At 74.4% G+C, this 15,579-nt stretch carries 12 protein-coding genes and 1 pseudogene; 10 read left to right on the forward strand and 3 right to left on the reverse strand.

Annotated features, from left to right (window positions below; all coding sequences use genetic code 11):
• Positions 1 to 87: 87 nt before the first annotated feature.
• The 5 genes from glmU to ABZ449_RS28045 all read left to right on the forward strand — a co-directional run bounded on the left by glmU (position 88) and on the right by ABZ449_RS28045 (position 4,742).
• The gene (gene glmU, locus ABZ449_RS28025) at positions 88 to 1,542 is read left to right on the forward strand and encodes a bifunctional UDP-N-acetylglucosamine diphosphorylase/glucosamine-1-phosphate N-acetyltransferase GlmU (protein WP_360351443.1); all 1,455 of its coding nucleotides are present in this window, start codon (positions 88 to 90) and stop codon (positions 1,540 to 1,542) included.
• Between the two features lie 202 nt (positions 1,543 to 1,744).
• Positions 1,745 to 2,722, forward strand: coding sequence for a ribose-phosphate diphosphokinase (locus ABZ449_RS28030; protein WP_360351446.1), 978 nt, complete (start codon positions 1,745 to 1,747; stop codon positions 2,720 to 2,722).
• 280 nt (positions 2,723 to 3,002) lie between these two features.
• Positions 3,003 to 3,590 (forward strand): 50S ribosomal protein L25/general stress protein Ctc, encoded by a 588-nt coding sequence (locus ABZ449_RS28035; RefSeq protein ID WP_360351449.1) that lies wholly within the window; start codon positions 3,003 to 3,005, stop codon positions 3,588 to 3,590.
• Positions 3,591 to 3,704: 114 nt separating this feature from the next.
• Complete coding sequence (pth, locus tag ABZ449_RS28040) at positions 3,705 to 4,283, forward strand: aminoacyl-tRNA hydrolase (RefSeq protein ID WP_360351452.1); 579 nt, start codon at positions 3,705 to 3,707, stop codon at positions 4,281 to 4,283.
• Positions 4,284 to 4,445: 162 nt separating this feature from the next.
• Positions 4,446 to 4,742, forward strand: a complete 297-nt coding sequence (locus tag ABZ449_RS28045; protein WP_360351455.1) for a hypothetical protein — start codon at positions 4,446 to 4,448, stop codon at positions 4,740 to 4,742.
• Positions 4,743 to 4,866: 124 nt separating this feature from the next.
• On the opposite strand, the gene ppc is transcribed toward ABZ449_RS28045, so the two are convergent.
• Positions 4,867 to 7,665, reverse strand: coding sequence for a phosphoenolpyruvate carboxylase (gene ppc, locus ABZ449_RS28050; RefSeq protein ID WP_360351458.1), 2,799 nt, complete (start codon positions 7,663 to 7,665; stop codon positions 4,867 to 4,869).
• A gap of 260 nt (positions 7,666 to 7,925) precedes the next feature.
• On the opposite strand from ppc, the gene ABZ449_RS28055 reads away from it, so the two are divergent.
• Positions 7,926 to 9,194, forward strand: a complete 1,269-nt coding sequence (locus tag ABZ449_RS28055; RefSeq protein ID WP_360351461.1) for a histidine kinase — start codon at positions 7,926 to 7,928, stop codon at positions 9,192 to 9,194.
• Between the two features lie 110 nt (positions 9,195 to 9,304).
• Here ABZ449_RS28055 and ABZ449_RS28060 read toward each other — a convergent pair whose 3' ends face one another.
• Positions 9,305 to 9,832, reverse strand: coding sequence for an SUKH-3 domain-containing protein (locus ABZ449_RS28060; RefSeq protein ID WP_360351480.1), 528 nt, complete (start codon positions 9,830 to 9,832; stop codon positions 9,305 to 9,307).
• A gap of 60 nt (positions 9,833 to 9,892) precedes the next feature.
• Positions 9,893 to 10,354: a YwqJ-related putative deaminase gene (locus tag ABZ449_RS28065; RefSeq protein WP_360351463.1), complete on the reverse strand. Its 462-nt coding sequence runs from the start codon at positions 10,352 to 10,354 to the stop codon at positions 9,893 to 9,895.
• Between the two features lie 365 nt (positions 10,355 to 10,719).
• On the opposite strand from ABZ449_RS28065, the gene ABZ449_RS28070 reads away from it, so the two are divergent.
• The 4 genes and pseudogenes from ABZ449_RS28070 to ABZ449_RS28085 all read left to right on the forward strand — a co-directional run.
• Positions 10,720 to 11,967, forward strand: coding sequence for a Gfo/Idh/MocA family oxidoreductase (locus ABZ449_RS28070; protein WP_360351466.1), 1,248 nt, complete (start codon positions 10,720 to 10,722; stop codon positions 11,965 to 11,967).
• Positions 11,964 to 13,142: a DegT/DnrJ/EryC1/StrS family aminotransferase gene (locus ABZ449_RS28075; protein ID WP_360351469.1), complete on the forward strand. Its 1,179-nt coding sequence runs from the start codon at positions 11,964 to 11,966 to the stop codon at positions 13,140 to 13,142. The genes ABZ449_RS28070 and ABZ449_RS28075 overlap by 4 nt, the downstream gene beginning before the upstream one ends.
• Positions 13,143 to 13,308: 166 nt before the next feature.
• Positions 13,309 to 14,310 carry an SMI1/KNR4 family protein gene (locus ABZ449_RS28080; protein ID WP_360351472.1) on the forward strand — a complete coding sequence of 334 codons (1,002 nt, stop codon included), beginning with the start codon at positions 13,309 to 13,311 and terminating at the stop codon, positions 14,308 to 14,310.
• Between the two features lie 76 nt (positions 14,311 to 14,386).
• Positions 14,387 to 15,579, forward strand: a pseudogene (locus tag ABZ449_RS28085) (hypothetical protein); the annotation flags it as partial.

The following is a 15,579-nucleotide window of genomic DNA, read 5'->3' on the forward strand; positions in this document are numbered from 1 at the left end:
TCGGCGGACTGTGCGAATGGCGACCGGCCTGGGTCCGGGCCGGGCCTGCTCTGCCCTCTCTGTGAACCTACCGAGGAGCCTCCCCGCATGGGTGCCAATTCGCTTGCCGCCGTTGTCGTGCTCGCCGCCGGTGGCGGGACCCGGATGAAGTCGAACAAGCTGCCCAAGGTGCTGCACGAGGTGTGCGGGCGCTCGCTGGTGGGGCATGCGGTCTCGGCGGCCCGCGAACTGACGCCCGGCCAGCTGGTCGTGGTGGTCGGCCACCAGCGCGAGCAGGTCGAGGCGCACCTGGCGGAGCACTACCCGGCCACGCGCACCGCGGTGCAGGAGGAGCAGAACGGCACCGGGCACGCGGTGCGCACCGCGCTGGAGTCCCTGACCGCCGACGGCGTGGTGCTGGACGGCACGGTCATCGTCACCGCCGGCGACTCGCCGCTGCTGACCGGGGAGACCCTGCGCCGGCTGGCCGACGCGCACACGGCCCAGCAGAACGGCGTCACCGTGCTGACCGCCGTCGTCCCCGAGCCCTTCGGCTACGGCCGCATCCTGCGGGACGAGGACGGCACCGTCGCCGCGATCGTCGAGGAGCGGGACGCCAGCGCCATCCAGCGCGCGATCACCGAGATCAACTCCGGTGTCTTCGCCTTCGACGCCAAGCTGCTCGCCGCGGCGCTGGGCGAACTCACCACGGACAACTCGCAGGGCGAGGAGTACCTGACCGACACCCTGGAGATCCTGCGCAAGGCGGGCCACCGGGTCGGCGCCGTGGTGGCCGAGGACCACCGGGACATCCTGGGCATCAACGACCGGGTCCAGCTGGCGCAGGCCCGCCGGCTGCTGAACGACCGCCTGCTGGAGCGGGCGATGCGCGAGGGCGTCACCGTGGTGGACCCGGCGACCACCTGGTTCGACGTGCAGGTCACCTACGAGCCGGACGCCGTGGTGCTGCCGAACACCCAGCTCCAGGGCGCCACGCACCTGGGCGAGGGCTGCGAGGTGGGCCCGAACTCGACCCTCAAGGACACCGCGGTCGGTGCCGGCGCCCGGGTGAGCAACACCACGGCCGACCGCGCCGAGGTGGGCGAGCTGGCCACCGCCGGTCCGTACGCCTACCTGCGGCCCGGCGCCAAGCTCGCCCGCAAGGCGAAGGTCGGCACCTACGTCGAGGTCAAGAACTCCGAGCTGGGCGAGGGCGCCAAGGTGCCGCACCTGTCCTACATCGGCGACGCCACCATCGGCGAGGGCACCAACATCGGCGCGGCCTCCGTCACCGTGAACTACGACGGCGTGAACAAGCACCGCACGGTCATCGGCGCGCACTGCCGCACGGGATCGGACAACATGTTCATCGCCCCGGTCACCGTGGGTGACGGCGCCTACACCGCCGCCGGTTCGGTGATCACCGGGGACGTCCCGGCCGGGGCGCTCGGTGTGAGCCGGGCCACCCAGCGCAACATCGAGGGCTGGGTGGAGCGCAAGCGCCCCGGAACGACGTCCGCGCAGGCCGCGAAGGCGGCGGAGGACGGGGCCGAGCAGGCCTGAGCGGGCGGGCCGGGGCCCGGAGGGCAGGTCCCGAGGCGGACGGTTTCTGCGCGGGCGCGTAACCTTGGGGACATACGTGCGCCACTGGGCTTACCGCCCGTGTCCAGGCGTACCGACAATTCCCCAACCCGTGCCGCGATCGGGCCCTGCCTGCCCGCCCCCGGGTCAGGGTTCAGCGTCCGCAACGCGAGGAGACGGTGCAGTGAGCGGGATCACGACGTCGGGTGAGAAGAAGCTGAAGCTCTTCTCCGGCCGTGCCCACCCGGAGCTGGCGAGTGAGGTGGCCGAGGCGCTCGGGACCGAGCTGGTCCCCACCAAGGCCCTGGACTTCGCCAACGGCGAGATCTACGTCCGCTTCCTGGAGTCCGCGCGCGGTGCGGACTGCTTCGTGATGCAGAGCCACACGGCTCCCATCAACCAGTGGATCATGGAGCAGCTGATCATGATCGATGCTCTGAAGCGGGCTTCCGCCAGGAGCATCACCGCGATCCTGCCGTTCTACGGCTACGCCCGCCAGGACAAGAAGCACCTCGGCCGCGAGCCCATCTCGGCCCGCCTGGTCGCCGACCTGCTGCGCCAGGCGGGTGCCGACCGACTGATGGCCGTGGACCTGCACACCGCGCAGATCCAGGGCTTCTTCGACGGCCCGGTGGACCATCTGTTCGCGCTGCCGCTGCTGGCCGACTACATCGGCGAGAAGGTCGACCGCTCCAAGCTGACCGTCGTCTCGCCGGACGCCGGTCGGGTGAAGGTCGCCGACCAGTGGTGCGACCGGCTGGACGCCCCGCTGGCGATCATCCACAAGCGCCGCGACATCACCCAGGCCAACACCATCCTGTCGGCCGACGTCGTCGGTGACGTCCAGGACCGGGTCTGCGTGCTGGTCGACGACATGATCGACACCGCCGGCACCATCTGCGCCGCGGCCGACGCGCTGTTCGACAACGGCGCCGCGGACGTCGTGGTGGCGGCCACCCACGGGGTGCTCTCCGGCCCGGCCGCGGACCGGCTGAAGAACTCGCGGGTGAGCGAGTTCGTGTTCACCAACACGCTGCCCACCCCGGCCTCGCTCCAGCTGGACAAGATCACCACGCTCTCCATCGCCCCGTCGATCGCCGCCGCGATCCGCGAGGTCTTCGAGGAGGGCTCGGTGACCAGCCTCTTCGAGGGCGTGCACTGACGAAGCCCGTGCAGGCGGCCCCGGTCCGGACGGACCGGGGCCGCCGCCGATTTCGCGGGAGGCCGCCGGTGCGGTTAGACTCGTGAAACTGCTCGGCGAGGGATGTCGTGTGCCTGCTCGACGGGCGCCCGCTCCGTGATCGACGCGCTGCCGGTGCCGGATTTCCGTCCGCCCGGCAGGCCGTTGCCGCCGAGTGACCCCCGAACGTACTGAGGGTGTGGTCCCGGCGGTTTTTCGCGTTGCCTGCACCCCCGCGCCATCTTCCACGAGGAGTGCAGTCGTGTCCGAGATCCGTATTGCCGCTGAGACCCGTACCGAGTTCGGCAAGGGTGCCGCCCGTCGCGCCCGCCGCGCCGGCTTCGTCCCCGGTGTCGTCTACGGCCACGGCCACGCCCCGGTTCACCTGAACCTGCCCGGCCACGACCTGATGATGGCCCTGAAGACCCCGAACGCCCTGCTGGTCGTTCCGATCGAGGGCAAGGACGAGTACGTCCTGCCGAAGGCCGTCCAGCGCGAGGCCATCAAGCGCACCATCGAGCACGTCGACCTGCTGCTGGTCAAGCGTGGCGAGAAGGTCACCGTCGAGGTTCCGGTCCACGCCGAGGGCGAGCTGGCCCCGGGCGGCAACCTGCTGGAGCACGTCCTGCAGGCCCTGCCGATCGAGGCCGAGGCCACCCACCTGCCCGAGGCCGTCACCGTCTCGGTCGAGGGCCTGGAGGCCGGTGCCTCCATCCACGCCAAGGACATCGTCCTGCCGGCCAACGTTTCGCTGGCCGTCGAGGCCGACGCCGTCGTGCTGCAGGTCATCGCCGCCCAGGCCGCCCCGGCCGAGGAGGAGGCCGCCGAGGCCGAGGGCGCCGAGGCCTGAGCCTCGTAGCGCTTAATTGCTGAGACCGCTGCCCCGGTCGCTCCCGTCGGAGCGACCGGGGCAGCGGTGCGTCCGGGATGATGACGTCGAGCGCGAAGGCGAGGAGAGCAAGGAATGGCTGAGGACTACGACGGCCCCTGGCTGGTGGTGGGGCTGGGCAACCCCGGGGAGCAGTACGCCCGGAACCGGCACAACATCGGCTTCATGGTGGTGGACCTGCTGGCGCAGCGGATGGGCGCCAAGTTCAAGGCGCACAAGAGCCGGGCGCAGGTGGCCGAGGGACGGCTGGCGGGCAGGCGGGTGGTGCTGGCCAAGCCGATGTCCTTCATGAACCTCTCCGGCGGGCCGGTGACGGCGCTGCGCGACTTCTACAAGGCGCCGGCCTCGGCGCTGATCGCGGTCCACGACGAGCTGGACATCGACTACGCGGCGCTGCGGCTGAAGCTGGGCGGCGGGGACAACGGCCACAACGGCCTGAAGTCGATCACCAAGTCGCTGGGCCCGGACTACTACCGGGTGCGCTGCGGGATCGGCCGTCCGCCGGGCCGGATGGAGGTCGCGGACTTCGTGCTGAAGGACTTCTCCTCGACCGAGCGCAAGGAGCTGGAGTGGTTCGTGGACCGCTCGGCGGACGCGGTGGAGGCGCTGCTGTCCGAGGGGCTGGAGCGGGCCCAGGGCACGTACAACACCTGACCGATCGTCAGGACCGCGCGTGGGGTACGCAACAGTCGTACAACGCTTGCCCGTCCAAACCTGAATCGGTGTGAGAACCCTGTGCGGGATCGGATAGCGTCGGCCCGGTACGCGAACGAGTCCTGGGAGTTCTCGATGCGGGGAATGCGTCCGGTCCGCCGAGTGCGGCCGAGCCGGGGGGACGGGCTGAAGCGGCTCGGACGGCGGGTCGGCACGGCCGGCGCGCTGGGGGCGGCCGGCGTCCTGCTGTCGGGCGGTGCGCTGGCGCACGCGGATCCGGCGGCCGAGGCGGACCCGGCGGTCTCCCCGGAGCCGGCGGCGGCGCAGTTCGGCCCGGTGCTCGGCGATTCGATGGGCCCCGACGCCGGGCTGCTGGCGGTCGGCGGCGGCCTGGTGGTGGCGGCCGGCGGTGCGGCGCTGTGGCTGAAGCGCAGGCGTGCGGGCGAGGAAGCGGAGTAGGACCCCGCGCGGCGCAGGACCCTCACGCGGAGCGGGCGCGCCACGCTCCGAGCGGGAACCTCGTGCCGAGGGGGGCCGGCGTCCCGGACGGGACACCGGCCCCTCGGCCGTTCTCGGGCGGCCGTCAGCCGGTGTTGCGCAGGCCGGCGGCGATGCCGTTGACGGTCAGCAGCAGTGCGCGGGCGCGCAGCGGGTCGTCCTGGCGTCCGGCCGAGAGCTCCTCGCGCTGGCGGCGCAGCAGCGCGACCTGGAGGTAGGAGATCGGGTCGAGGTAGGCGTCGCGGACGGCGAAGGTCTGCTTCAACACCGGGTTGCGCTCCAGCAGTTCGCTCTCGCCGGTGAGCCGGAGCACCTCGCGCAGGGTGAGCGCGTGCTCGGCCTTGATCTCGTCGAAGACGTGGTGCAGCTCGCCGGGCACCAGCTGCTCGACGTAGTGGCCGGCGATCCGCAGGTCGGTCTTGGCCAGCGTCATGGCGACGTTGGACAGGAAGTTGCGGAAGAAGTGCCACTCGCCGTACATCTCGTCCAGCACGTCGCCGAGGCCCGCCGCGCGCGCGGCGGCCAGGCCGGAGCCGACGCCGAACCAGCCGGGGACGATCTGCCGGGACTGGGTCCAGCCGAACACCCACGGGATGGCCCGCAGGCCGTCCAGGCCGGCGCCGGAGTCGGGGCGGCGGGACGGGCGGGAGCCCAGGTGCAGGGAGGCGAGCTGGTCGACCGGGGTGGAGGCGAAGAAGTACTTCGGCAGGTCCTCCTGCTCGACCAGGGCGCGGTAGGCGGTGTGGGCGGCCTCGGAGACCCGGTCCATCGCGGCGTCCCAGCGGGCCAGCGACTCGGGGGCCTGGCGCGGGGCGGTGTGCAGCGCGGAGGCGGAGAGCGTGGCGGAGAGGGTCAGCTCCAGGTTCTCCCGGGCCAGCGAGGGGAGCAGGTACTTGTCGGAGATGACCTCGCCCTGCTCGGTGACCTTGATCTCGCCCTCCAGGGTGCCCCAGGGCTGGGCCAGGATGGCCTCGTGCGAGGGGCCGCCGCCGCGGCCGACGGTGCCGCCGCGGCCGTGGAACAGGCGCAGCCGGATGCCGTAGCGGTGGGCGACGTCGCGCAGCCGGCGCTGGGCGCGGTGGATCTCCCACTGGGAGGTGGTGATGCCGCCGAACTTGGAGGAGTCGGAGTAGCCGAGCATGACCTCCTGGACGTCGCCGCGCAGCGAGACGAGCAGGCGGTAGGACGGGTCGGAGAGCATCTCGTCGAGGATGCGGTCGGCCTGCTGGAGCTCGTCGGTGGTCTCCAGCAGCGGCACGATGCCGATCTTGGCGATGCCGGCGTGCAGGTCGAGCAGGCCGGCCTCGCGGGCCAGCACGGTGGCGGCGAAGACGTCGTCGGCGCCCTGGCACATGGAGATGATGTAGCTCTCGACGATCTCGTCGCCGAAGCGCTCGAAGCCCTCGCGGATGGTGCTGAAGACGCCGAGGGTCTTGGTGCCGGCCTCGTCCAGCGGGGCCGGGGTGGGGGCGAGCGGGCGGCGCGAGCGGAGCTCCTTGGCGAGCAGTTTCTGCCGGTACTCGCGGGGCATGTCGGCGTAGCGCCAGGCCTCCTCGCCGAGCCGGTCGAAGAGCTGGCCGAGGGCGTGGTGGTGGGCCTCGGCGTGCTCGCGCACGTCCATGGTGGCGAGCTGGAGGCCGAAGGCCTCGACGGTGCGGATGGCGCGGGCGAGGCGGCCGTCGGCGATGAGCTCGCCGCGGTGGGAGCGCAGCGAGTCCTGGATCAGCCGCAGGTCGGCGATCAGCTCGCGGGTGCCGAGGTAGTCGCGGCCCTCGACGTGCGGGGTGCCGCCGGCCAGTCGCTCGCGGGTGTTCTCCAGCTTGAGCCGGATGCAGGTGGCCTTGAGGCGGTAGGGCTCCTCGGCGTTCATCCGCTTGTAGCGCGGGCTGAGTTCGGGGAGCAGGTGCAGATCGGTGTTGAGCGAGGCGAGCAGCTCGACCGAGGCGCCGGCCAGCCGCTCGGAGGTGGAGAGCGTGTTGCGCAGGTCGTCGATCGCGGAGAGCGCGTCCTTGATGCCGTACTCGTGCTGGAGGTTGAGGACGTCCCAGGTGACCTGCGGGGTGACGTTGGGGTTGCCGTCGCGGTCGCCGCCGATCCAGGTGCCGAAGGTGAGCGGCCGCACGCCGTCGGGCAGGTTCAGGCCGACCCGGGCGAGCTCCTCGTGCAGCTCCTCCAGGACCTCGGGGACGGCCTCGCGGTAGAGCTCGTCCAGGTAGTAGACGGCGTTGCGGGCCTCGTCGGTGGGCTCGGGGCGGGCGATGCGCAGCTCGTCGGTCTGCCAGAGCAGGTCGATGACCTCGGCCAGACGGCGGTCGGCGGAGCGCTTGGCGCTGCTGGTGCGGGCCTGGTCGGCGGCGGCCAGGCCGGAGGTGACCTCGTCGCGGTGGATGCGGTCGAGGAGTTCGCCGATCCGGCGCAGCTTGTTGAGGACGCTGCGGCGGGCGGCCTCGGTGGGGTGCGCGGTGAAGACCGGGCGGACCGCGAGGTGGGCCAGGGTGTCCTGGAGGTGCTTGGAGTCCGCCTCGGCGAGCTGGTCGGCGGTCTGCGCGAGCAGCGAGCCCTCCCGGGCGCGGCGGGTGGCGAGCTCGCGGCCGCGGTGCACCTGCTCGGTGACGTTGGCGAGGTGGAAGTAGGTGGAGAACGCCCGGACCAGCTTGGCGGCGGTGTCCAGGTCGATGTCGGAGAGGAGTTCGGCGGTGGCCTCGCCGTCGGTGCGGCTCAGCAGACGGACCTGTTCGACCAGGCCCAGCAGCTGGGGGCCCTCCTGGCGGACCAGCGTTTCGCCCAGCAGGTCGCCGAGGCGGCGGATGTCCGCACGCAGGGCGGCGTTGTCGGCGACGACGGGCGTGGGGCTGTCCGCCGGGGTGGGGACCGGAGCGGTCACGGCTGGCTCCCTGTGGTGGTGGGGGTTCGGCAACGGCTCATCGTCACAGGTCCACACGCGTGTGGCGGGTGTGACGCGTGCGGACCGCGCTGTCCGACGCGACCAGCATAGGTGTCGGGACCGGTGCTGTCCGCGAGGTGGCCGGATGGCGGACAGGGCCGCCGAAAACCATCTGTGGTCTGGACCACTTGACGGCTTCGGGGAGTGTGCCGGGAGGTCCCGGTGGGGAGGGGAGGGGGTTGCCGCTTACGCTGTGGGGCATGAGCAAGTCGCCTGGGGAGCGCGTGCCGGTCCGGTCGTTCTGGTGGTGGAAGCGGCCGCGCAGCGCTTTCCTGGACATCGGGCTGGGGCTGCTCGCCGCGGTGGAGTGCGCGGCCAGCACGATCGCCTTCCTCTCCGCCCGGATACACGTCAGCACCGCGGGAGCGGTCGGCATAGCCCTGCTCGGCACGCTGGCCGGCGGCTCGCTGGTGGTGCGCCGGCGCTGGCCGGCCGTCCCGGTGCTGGTGACGCTGCTGGTGATGCCCGGGATGCTGGGCGTGCTGCTGCTGGTGGTGGCGCTGTACACGCTGGCCTCGACCTGGGAGTGGCCCTCGCGGCGGCGCCGGGTGGTGGCGCTGTCCGCGCTGGCCTTCGCCGAGACGGCCGCCGTGATGGCGGTGTCGCTGATGACGCCCGGCGACGCGCTGGTGGACCCGCCGCCGATGTGGGGCCAGATCCTGCTCTCACTGCTGGTGGCGGTCGGGCTGACCGTCGCCCCGGTGGTGACCGGACTGTACGTCGGCGCCCGGCGGCGGCTGATCGAGTCGCTCAAGGACCGCGCCCACGGCCTGGAGACCGAGCTGGACCTGCTGGCCGAGCAGGCGCGGGAGCGCGCCCGCCGGGCCCGGCTGGAGGAGCGCACCCGGATCGCCCGGGAGATGCACGACGTGGTGGCGCACCGGGTGTCCCTGATGGTGGTGCACGCCGGGGCGCTGGAGCGGATCGCCGGCAAGGACCCGGACAAGGCGGCGCAGAGCGCGAAGCTGATGGGCGAGGTGGGCCGGCAGGCGCTGAACGAACTGCGCGAGATCCTCGGGGTGCTGCGGATGGACGACGAGCGGCAGCCGGAGCCGGACTCGCTGGCCGGGCTGCCGAGGCTGGTCGACCAGTCCCGCGCGGCCGGGATGGTGGTGACCCTGACGGTCAGCGGCAGCCGGCAGGAGTTCACCGGCGAGGCCGAGCAGACCGCCTACCGGGTCGTCCAGGAGGGCCTGACCAACGCGCACAAGCACGCGGGCGGCGCGCAGGTGTCCGTCCTGCTCTCGTACGCGCCGAACGGGGTGCGGGTGGCCGTGGTGAACGCGTGCCCGGGCGGGGAGAGGGGCGCGGCGAAGCTGCCCAGCGGGGGCAACGGGCTGCTCGGGATGCGGGAGCGGGTGATCGCGCTGGGCGGCAGCTTCTCCTCCGGGCCGGAGGCGGACGGCGGGTTCCGGATCGAGGCGGTGCTGCCCTCCCGGCTGGCGGTGCGGGCCGAGCCGCTGCGCTGAGGCGTCCTCGGGCCGCGGTCCCCGGCCTCAGCCCTCGGCTCCGGTCCCCGGCCCTCAGCCCTCAGCCCTCAGCCCTCAGCCCTCAGCCCTCAGCCCTCAGCCCTCAGCCCTCAGTGCTCCTCGGGGGTGCGCAGCCGCTCCGGGACGGTGCCCAGGACCAGGGTGGAGATCGCCTGGTCGATGCCCTGGCCGAGGAACCACTCGCCGGTGTGGTCCAGGCTGTAGACCCGGCCCTCCTCGTCGACGGCCAGCAGCGCCTGCCCGTACGCCTCCTCGCCCAGCGGGGCCAGCCGGGTGCCCAGCGCCCGGCCCAGGTCGAGCAGGGTGCGCGGCTGGTGCAGCCCGCGCAGCGGGTCGATCAGGAACGGGGTGCGGGCCAGCTGGCGGCCCGGGCCGGACAGGTCGAAGGCGAGGCCGCCGAACTCGGCCCAGGCCTCCACCGCCGCCGGGAACACCGCGTGCCGTACGCCGGTGGGCGCGCCGTACCCGACCAGGGCGTCGGCCCACTCCTCGGCCTGCCGGATCTGCCAGCGGCCGGGGTGCCAGCCGGCCGCCTTGAGCTCGGCGGCGACGTCGGCGGGGAAGCGCGGGCGGGTCCGGGGGCCGGCGGGGGCGAGGGTGGCCGGTGCGGAGGGGATCGGCGGGTTCAGGGCGGACTCCAGGGCTGGGGGACGGGGGACGTGCCGGCGCTCGGCCGGTCAGTGCGCGGGCGGTCCGACGGCGACGCTGCGCACGGTGAAGTGCTCCAGCATCGGAGCGCAGGAGCGGCACGGCGGGGCGTGGCTGCCGTGCGCCGGGTCGCCCTCCTCGCGGATGCGCACGGTCGTCATCCGGGCGCCCTTGAGCGACTTGCGGGCCTCCTGCAGGGTCATCGGCTTGCGGGCGGCGCGCTTGGAGCGCCGGCCGTCGACCGCGGCCAGGTGCTGGGAGAGCAGGACGGCCTCCGGGCAGCGGCCGGTGAACCGCTCGCGGGCCTCCGCCGGCAGGGTGTCCAGGAAGTCGGCGACCAGGTGGTGCAGCACCGGGCGGCGCGGGTCCTTGTCGCCCGCCAGGGTGTGCACCTCGCCGCCCTTGAGCGACAGCGCGGCGGCGACGGCGGGCAGCAGGCTGTCGCGGTGGTGGCGCAGCACGGGCGGGCCCGCCGGCTCACCGGTGGTCATCCGTCGTCCTCCTCCTCGTAACCCGGCGTGGGCCGGAGTGACCGGGCCGGTCCGGGGCAAGCCTGTCAAACGGCACTGACAACCGCACAACCGGGGTGCGGCGGCGGTGGGTGCCGCGGCGGGCCGGCCGGCGGACACCCGATGCCGGTCGAACGCGTGCGCGTCCGTCACGACTTGTCCGCCGATTTACCGAAACGGCCCCGGGGCCCGGCGCCCGGCCGGTAGCGTTCCGGCAGCGGGCCGAAGCGGACGCGGCCGACCGTGCGCACCGCCGCGGCGGCCCGACTCCGGTGCCCGCGTCGGACGTTGAGGCCGCCGGGGAGGGCCTGTCGCCCGCCCCGGCGCTGAGCGAAGGGGCTCGTGCGATGACGTCGGAACCGCAGGACTCGCACCGGCAGGACGCGCACCGGGACACGCGCCGGCAGGACGCGCACCGGGACACGCGCCGGCAGGACGCGGCCTGGCAGGACGAGCACCGGCAGGACGCCAACCAGGCGCCCGGCGGCCACGTGCCCGCACCGGACGAGCCGCCCCGGCCGGTGCCCGAACACCCCGTGGGGCTGGCCGTGGTCGGAGCCGGCTACTGGGGCCCGAAGCTGGTCCGCAACGCGCAGCACACCCCGGCGCTGCGGCTGCACTGGCTGTGCGACCTGGACGAGGCCAAGGCCCGGGCGGTGCTGGGGGAGTACAGCACCGTCGGGGTGACCGACAGCTACCGGCGGGTGTTGGCGGACGAGCGGGTCGGCGCGGTCGCCGTGGCCACGCCGGCGGGCGCCCACTACGCGCTGGTGCGGGCGGCGCTGGAGGCCGGCAAGCACGTGCTGGTGGAGAAGCCGATCACCACCTCCGCCGCCGAGGCCGAGGAACTGGTCGACCTGGCCGAGCGGCTCGGCCTGGTGCTGATGTGCGACCACACCTTCTGCTACACCCCGGCCGTGCGGCGGATCCGCGAACTGGTGCACGGCGGGGAGATCGGGGACGTCCAGTTCTTCGACTCGGTGCGGATCAACCTCGGTCTGGTGCAGCCGGACGTGGACGTGCTGTGGGACCTCGCCCCGCACGACCTGTCGATCCTGGACTTCGTGCTGCCGCCCGGGGTCGAGCCGGTCGGGGTGTCCGCCCAGGGCGCCGACCCGATCGGGGCCGGCCGCGCCTGCGTCGCGTACCTCACGGTCCGGCTCAGCAACGGCGCGCTGGCGCACTGCCACGTCAACTGGCTCTCCCCGACCAAGGTCCGCACCACCCTGATCGGCGGCTCGCGGCGCACCCTGGTCTGGGACGACCTCAACCCGCAGGCCCGGCTGGCCGTGCACGACCGGGGGGTCGACCTCACCCCGCCCGACCAGCTGACCGACGCGATCCGGCACCGGGCGCTGATCTCCTACCGGGTCGGCGAGATGGTCGCGCCCGCGCTGGTCGAGCAGGAGGCGCTGCGCAACGTGATGGCCGAGTTCGCCGCCGCCATCACCGAGGGCCGGGCTCCGCTCACCGACGGCCGGGCCGGGGTGCGGGTGCTGCAGCTGCTGGAGGCGGCCTCGCTCAGCCTGGGACTCGGGGGCGCCACCGTCCCGGTGGGCACGGCCGTCCGGGCCGGGGCGGAGGTCGTCGGGTGAGCGGCGTCCCGGTTCAGGACGGCGGCCCGGTTCAGGACCGCGGCCGGGCGCGCGGTGACGCGGCGCCGGAGGCCGTCCCGCTGGTCGATCTGGCGGCGGCGCACGCCGAGGTGGCGGACGAGGTGCGGGCGGGCTTCGACCGGGTGCTCGCCTCCGGAGCCTTCGTCAAGGGCCCCGAGGTGGCCGCCTTCGAGCGCGAGTACGCGGCCTTCGCCGGCATCCGGCACTGCGTGGGCGCCGCCAACGGCACCGATGCCCTCGAACTGGCCCTGCGCGCCCTGGGCCTGCCGCCCGGCAGCGGAGTGGTGCTGCCCGCCAACACCTTCGTCGCCACCGCCGAGGCCGTGCTGCGGGCCGGGCTGCGCCCGGTGCTGGTCGACGCCGACCCGGAGTACCTGCTGATGGACCCGGAGCGGGCCGCCGCCGCGCTGCCCGGAGCGGCCGCGCTGCTGCCCGTCCACCTCTTCGGTCAACTCGCCCCGATGGGGCCGCTGCTGGCGGTGGCCGACGGCCGGCCGGTGGTGGAGGACGCGGCGCAGTCCCAGGGCGCCCGGCAGCACGGGCGGAGCTGGTACGGGCGGATCGCGGCCACCAGCTTCTACCCGGGCAAGAACCTCGGAGCCTACGGCGACGCCGGTGCGGTGCTCACCGAGGACGACGCCCTGGCCGGCGCCGTCCGGCTGACCGGGGACCACGGCGCCCGCGACCGGTACCGGCACGAACGGTTCGGCTTCAACTCCCGGCTGGACGCGCTGCAGGCCGTCGTGCTGCGCGCCAAGCTGCGCCGGCTGCCCGCCTGGAACGCCGCCCGCCGGGCCGCCGCCGCCCGCTACGACGAGCTGCTGGGCGGGCTGGACGGGCTTGCCCTGCCCCGTACCGCGCCGGGCAACGAGCACGTCCGGCACCTGTACCCGGTGCGGATCGGCCCCGGCCGGGACCGCGACGCGGTGCTGGCCGCGCTGCACGCGGCCGGGATCGGTGCCGGGGTGCACTACCCGGTGCCGGTCCACCTGCAGCCCGCGTTCCGTCACCTCGGCCACCGCGAGGGGACGTTCCCGGTCGCCGAGCGGGCCGCCCGCGAACTGCTCAGCCTGCCGCTGCACCCGCACCTCACCGAGGCCGGGCAGCTGCGGGTGGCCGAGGCGCTGGCGCGGGCGCTGGGAGGGCGGTCGTGACGTCGGGGGCGCCCGGGGACGCCCGGGGGCGGGCTCCGATCCCGGGGCCCGCCGTCATTCCCCCGTCGTTCCCCGGTCGTCCGCCTGACGGACGGGGGGTTGAAGGCAGGCCCTAGGCTGGTGCCCAGCAAGCACCGTATTTGCAGCAGCCAGTGGGGGCTCCCAGATGACGACAGGTCGGCCCGGCGTCGCCGCCGCACCGAACGCGGCGTACGCAGGTCAGGTGGTGCAGTTCCCGGACCCGGTCCGCGCGGAGCGGCACCCCGCCGGGGTCAGGGTGGACGAGTACGGCTTTCCGGACTTCGGCCCGTACGCCGCCGCCGCGGCCGAGGTGGCCGACCCGCCGGAGGGCTTCGGCGTGGACGAGCTGCGGCTGACCGACTACGTCTCGGCCAACGCCGCGCTCTACACCCAGGGCCACCCGCTCTGGGCCGACCTCTCGACCGCCGTCGCCACCCCGCCCGGCTGGACCTGGCACCACGCGGTCGGCCGGGCCGCCCCCGGCTGGCGGCGGATGGAGCTCGTCCCGGTCGAGGTCAAGGCGCTGCTGCGGCACCACGGCGGCCTGGCCACCTCCGCCGCCGACCACACCCGCCGCGGCACCCGCCCCCTGCAGGAGCGCCGGGCGGTGCACTTCTCGCTGGCCAAGGACGGCGGCGACCCGATCGGCGTCCCCGAGGACCTGGTGCAGCGCGCCGAGCAGCGCCTCGGCTACCGGCTGCCCGACGCCTACCGCACCTTCCTCAAGCTGGGCGGCGGCCGCGCCCCGGTCGGCGTGGCGCTGGACACCGAGCTCGGACTGCTGCTCGACCAGCCCTTCCTGACGCTCACCGAGGAGTACGGCACCGAGGACGTCGTGTACGCCAACAAGTGCCTGCGCGACCACCTCACCAAGGACTACCTGGCCATCGCCTACGCGCAGGGCGGCCTGGTCGCGCTCAAGGTGCGCGGCGAGCGGGTCGGTTCGGTCTGGTTCCACCTGCACGACGACGCCCGCGACACCGGCGCCCACGAGGCCCCGGAGGACCGCTGCGCCCGGCTGCTGCTGCCCTGCGGCGAGGACTTCGACGCCTTCCTGCTGCGACTGGCGGGCAGCCCGCCGGAGTTGGAGACGGTCGCGGAGCTGATGGTGGACGGCGGGTTCGCCCGGGCCGTCCCGGTGGGCTGAGGCACGTGGTCTCGGTGGTCGCGGTGGTGTCGGTGGAACGGGGGACGAAGAGGATGCGGACAGGGGTGAACCGGGCGTGGTGACGTACGCGCAGGCGCAGGAGCTCGCCGAGGAGTGGATCAACGGCGGGGTACCGCGCTCGCAGCAGCGCGAGGTACGGGTCCGGGAGTTCGACCTGGGCTTCGTCTGCTGGGCGGTGGCGCCCGCGGGCCAGGCCGAGGGCACGGACGGTACGGGCGGCGGCACGGGGGAGGCGCGGCTGGTGATCGCCCGGGACTCGGGCGCCAGCACGCTGTGGCCCGCGCTGCCCGTCAACGAGGTGGTCCGGCAGTACGAGGAGGTCTACGGGCGGCCGGTGGCGGCCAACCCGGCGGGGGCGGCGAAGCCGGCGCCCGGGCCGGTGGAGGCCACCTCCTTCCTGCTCAGCCCGCCGCAGTGGCTCCAGGAGGCGGGGGCCGCGGCGATCGCGGCGGAGGCGGAGCGGCTCGGGACGGCTCCGGCCGACCCGCAGGGGGCGCAGGCTGCTCCTGCTCCTGCTCCTGCCGCCCCGGCTGCCGCCGCGCCCGTCGAGGAGCCGCCCGCTCCGACGCCGTGGCCCGCGCCGGCCGCTCCGGCGGTGCTGACCGAGCCGCCGGTCTCCGGCCGGCCCGCCGGGGACGCGCCGACCATGCTCGCGCCGCCGCCCGGGCACGAGGAGCCGGTCGTCGCTCCGCAGCCCCCGCAGCCGCAGCCGCAGGCCGTTGCGCCGGTGCCGCCTGCGCCCGTCGCGCCAGTCGCTCCTGATGGGCCGGGTCCGTCGGCCGGGGCCGACGCCGCGGCGACCGTCCTGATGCCCGAGGGGCTGCGGATCACGGGTTCGGACCTGCCCGAGCCCGCCGCGCCGGCGGGTGCCGAGGCCGCGACCATGCTGATGCCGCCGACGGGCGGCGGCAGCGGCATGCCTCCGCTCGCCCCGCCGGCCCCGCCGGCTCAGGCACCCGCCCCGGCCGCCGAGCCGGCGCCGACCCTGCTCGCCTCGCCGGACGCCATGCCCGGGCTGATGGGCCTGCCGGGTGCCCCGGCCGCCCCGCCCGCCGGTGGTGCGCCGGTGGAGCACGCGCCGACGATGCTGGCCCCGCCCGGCGGTCCGCCCGGCCTCGCCGGCCTGCCCGGTGCCCCGGCTCCGGGTGCCCCTGTGCCCGGTGCCCCGGCCCCCGGTGTCCCTGCGCCCGGTGCCCCGGCTCCGGGTGCCCCCGCGCCCGGCGCCCCGGAGGGCGGACCCGGCCGCGG

The sequence above is a fragment of the Kitasatospora sp. NPDC005856 genome (genome assembly GCF_040629945.1).
Lineage (GTDB): Bacteria > Actinomycetota > Actinomycetes > Streptomycetales > Streptomycetaceae > Kitasatospora.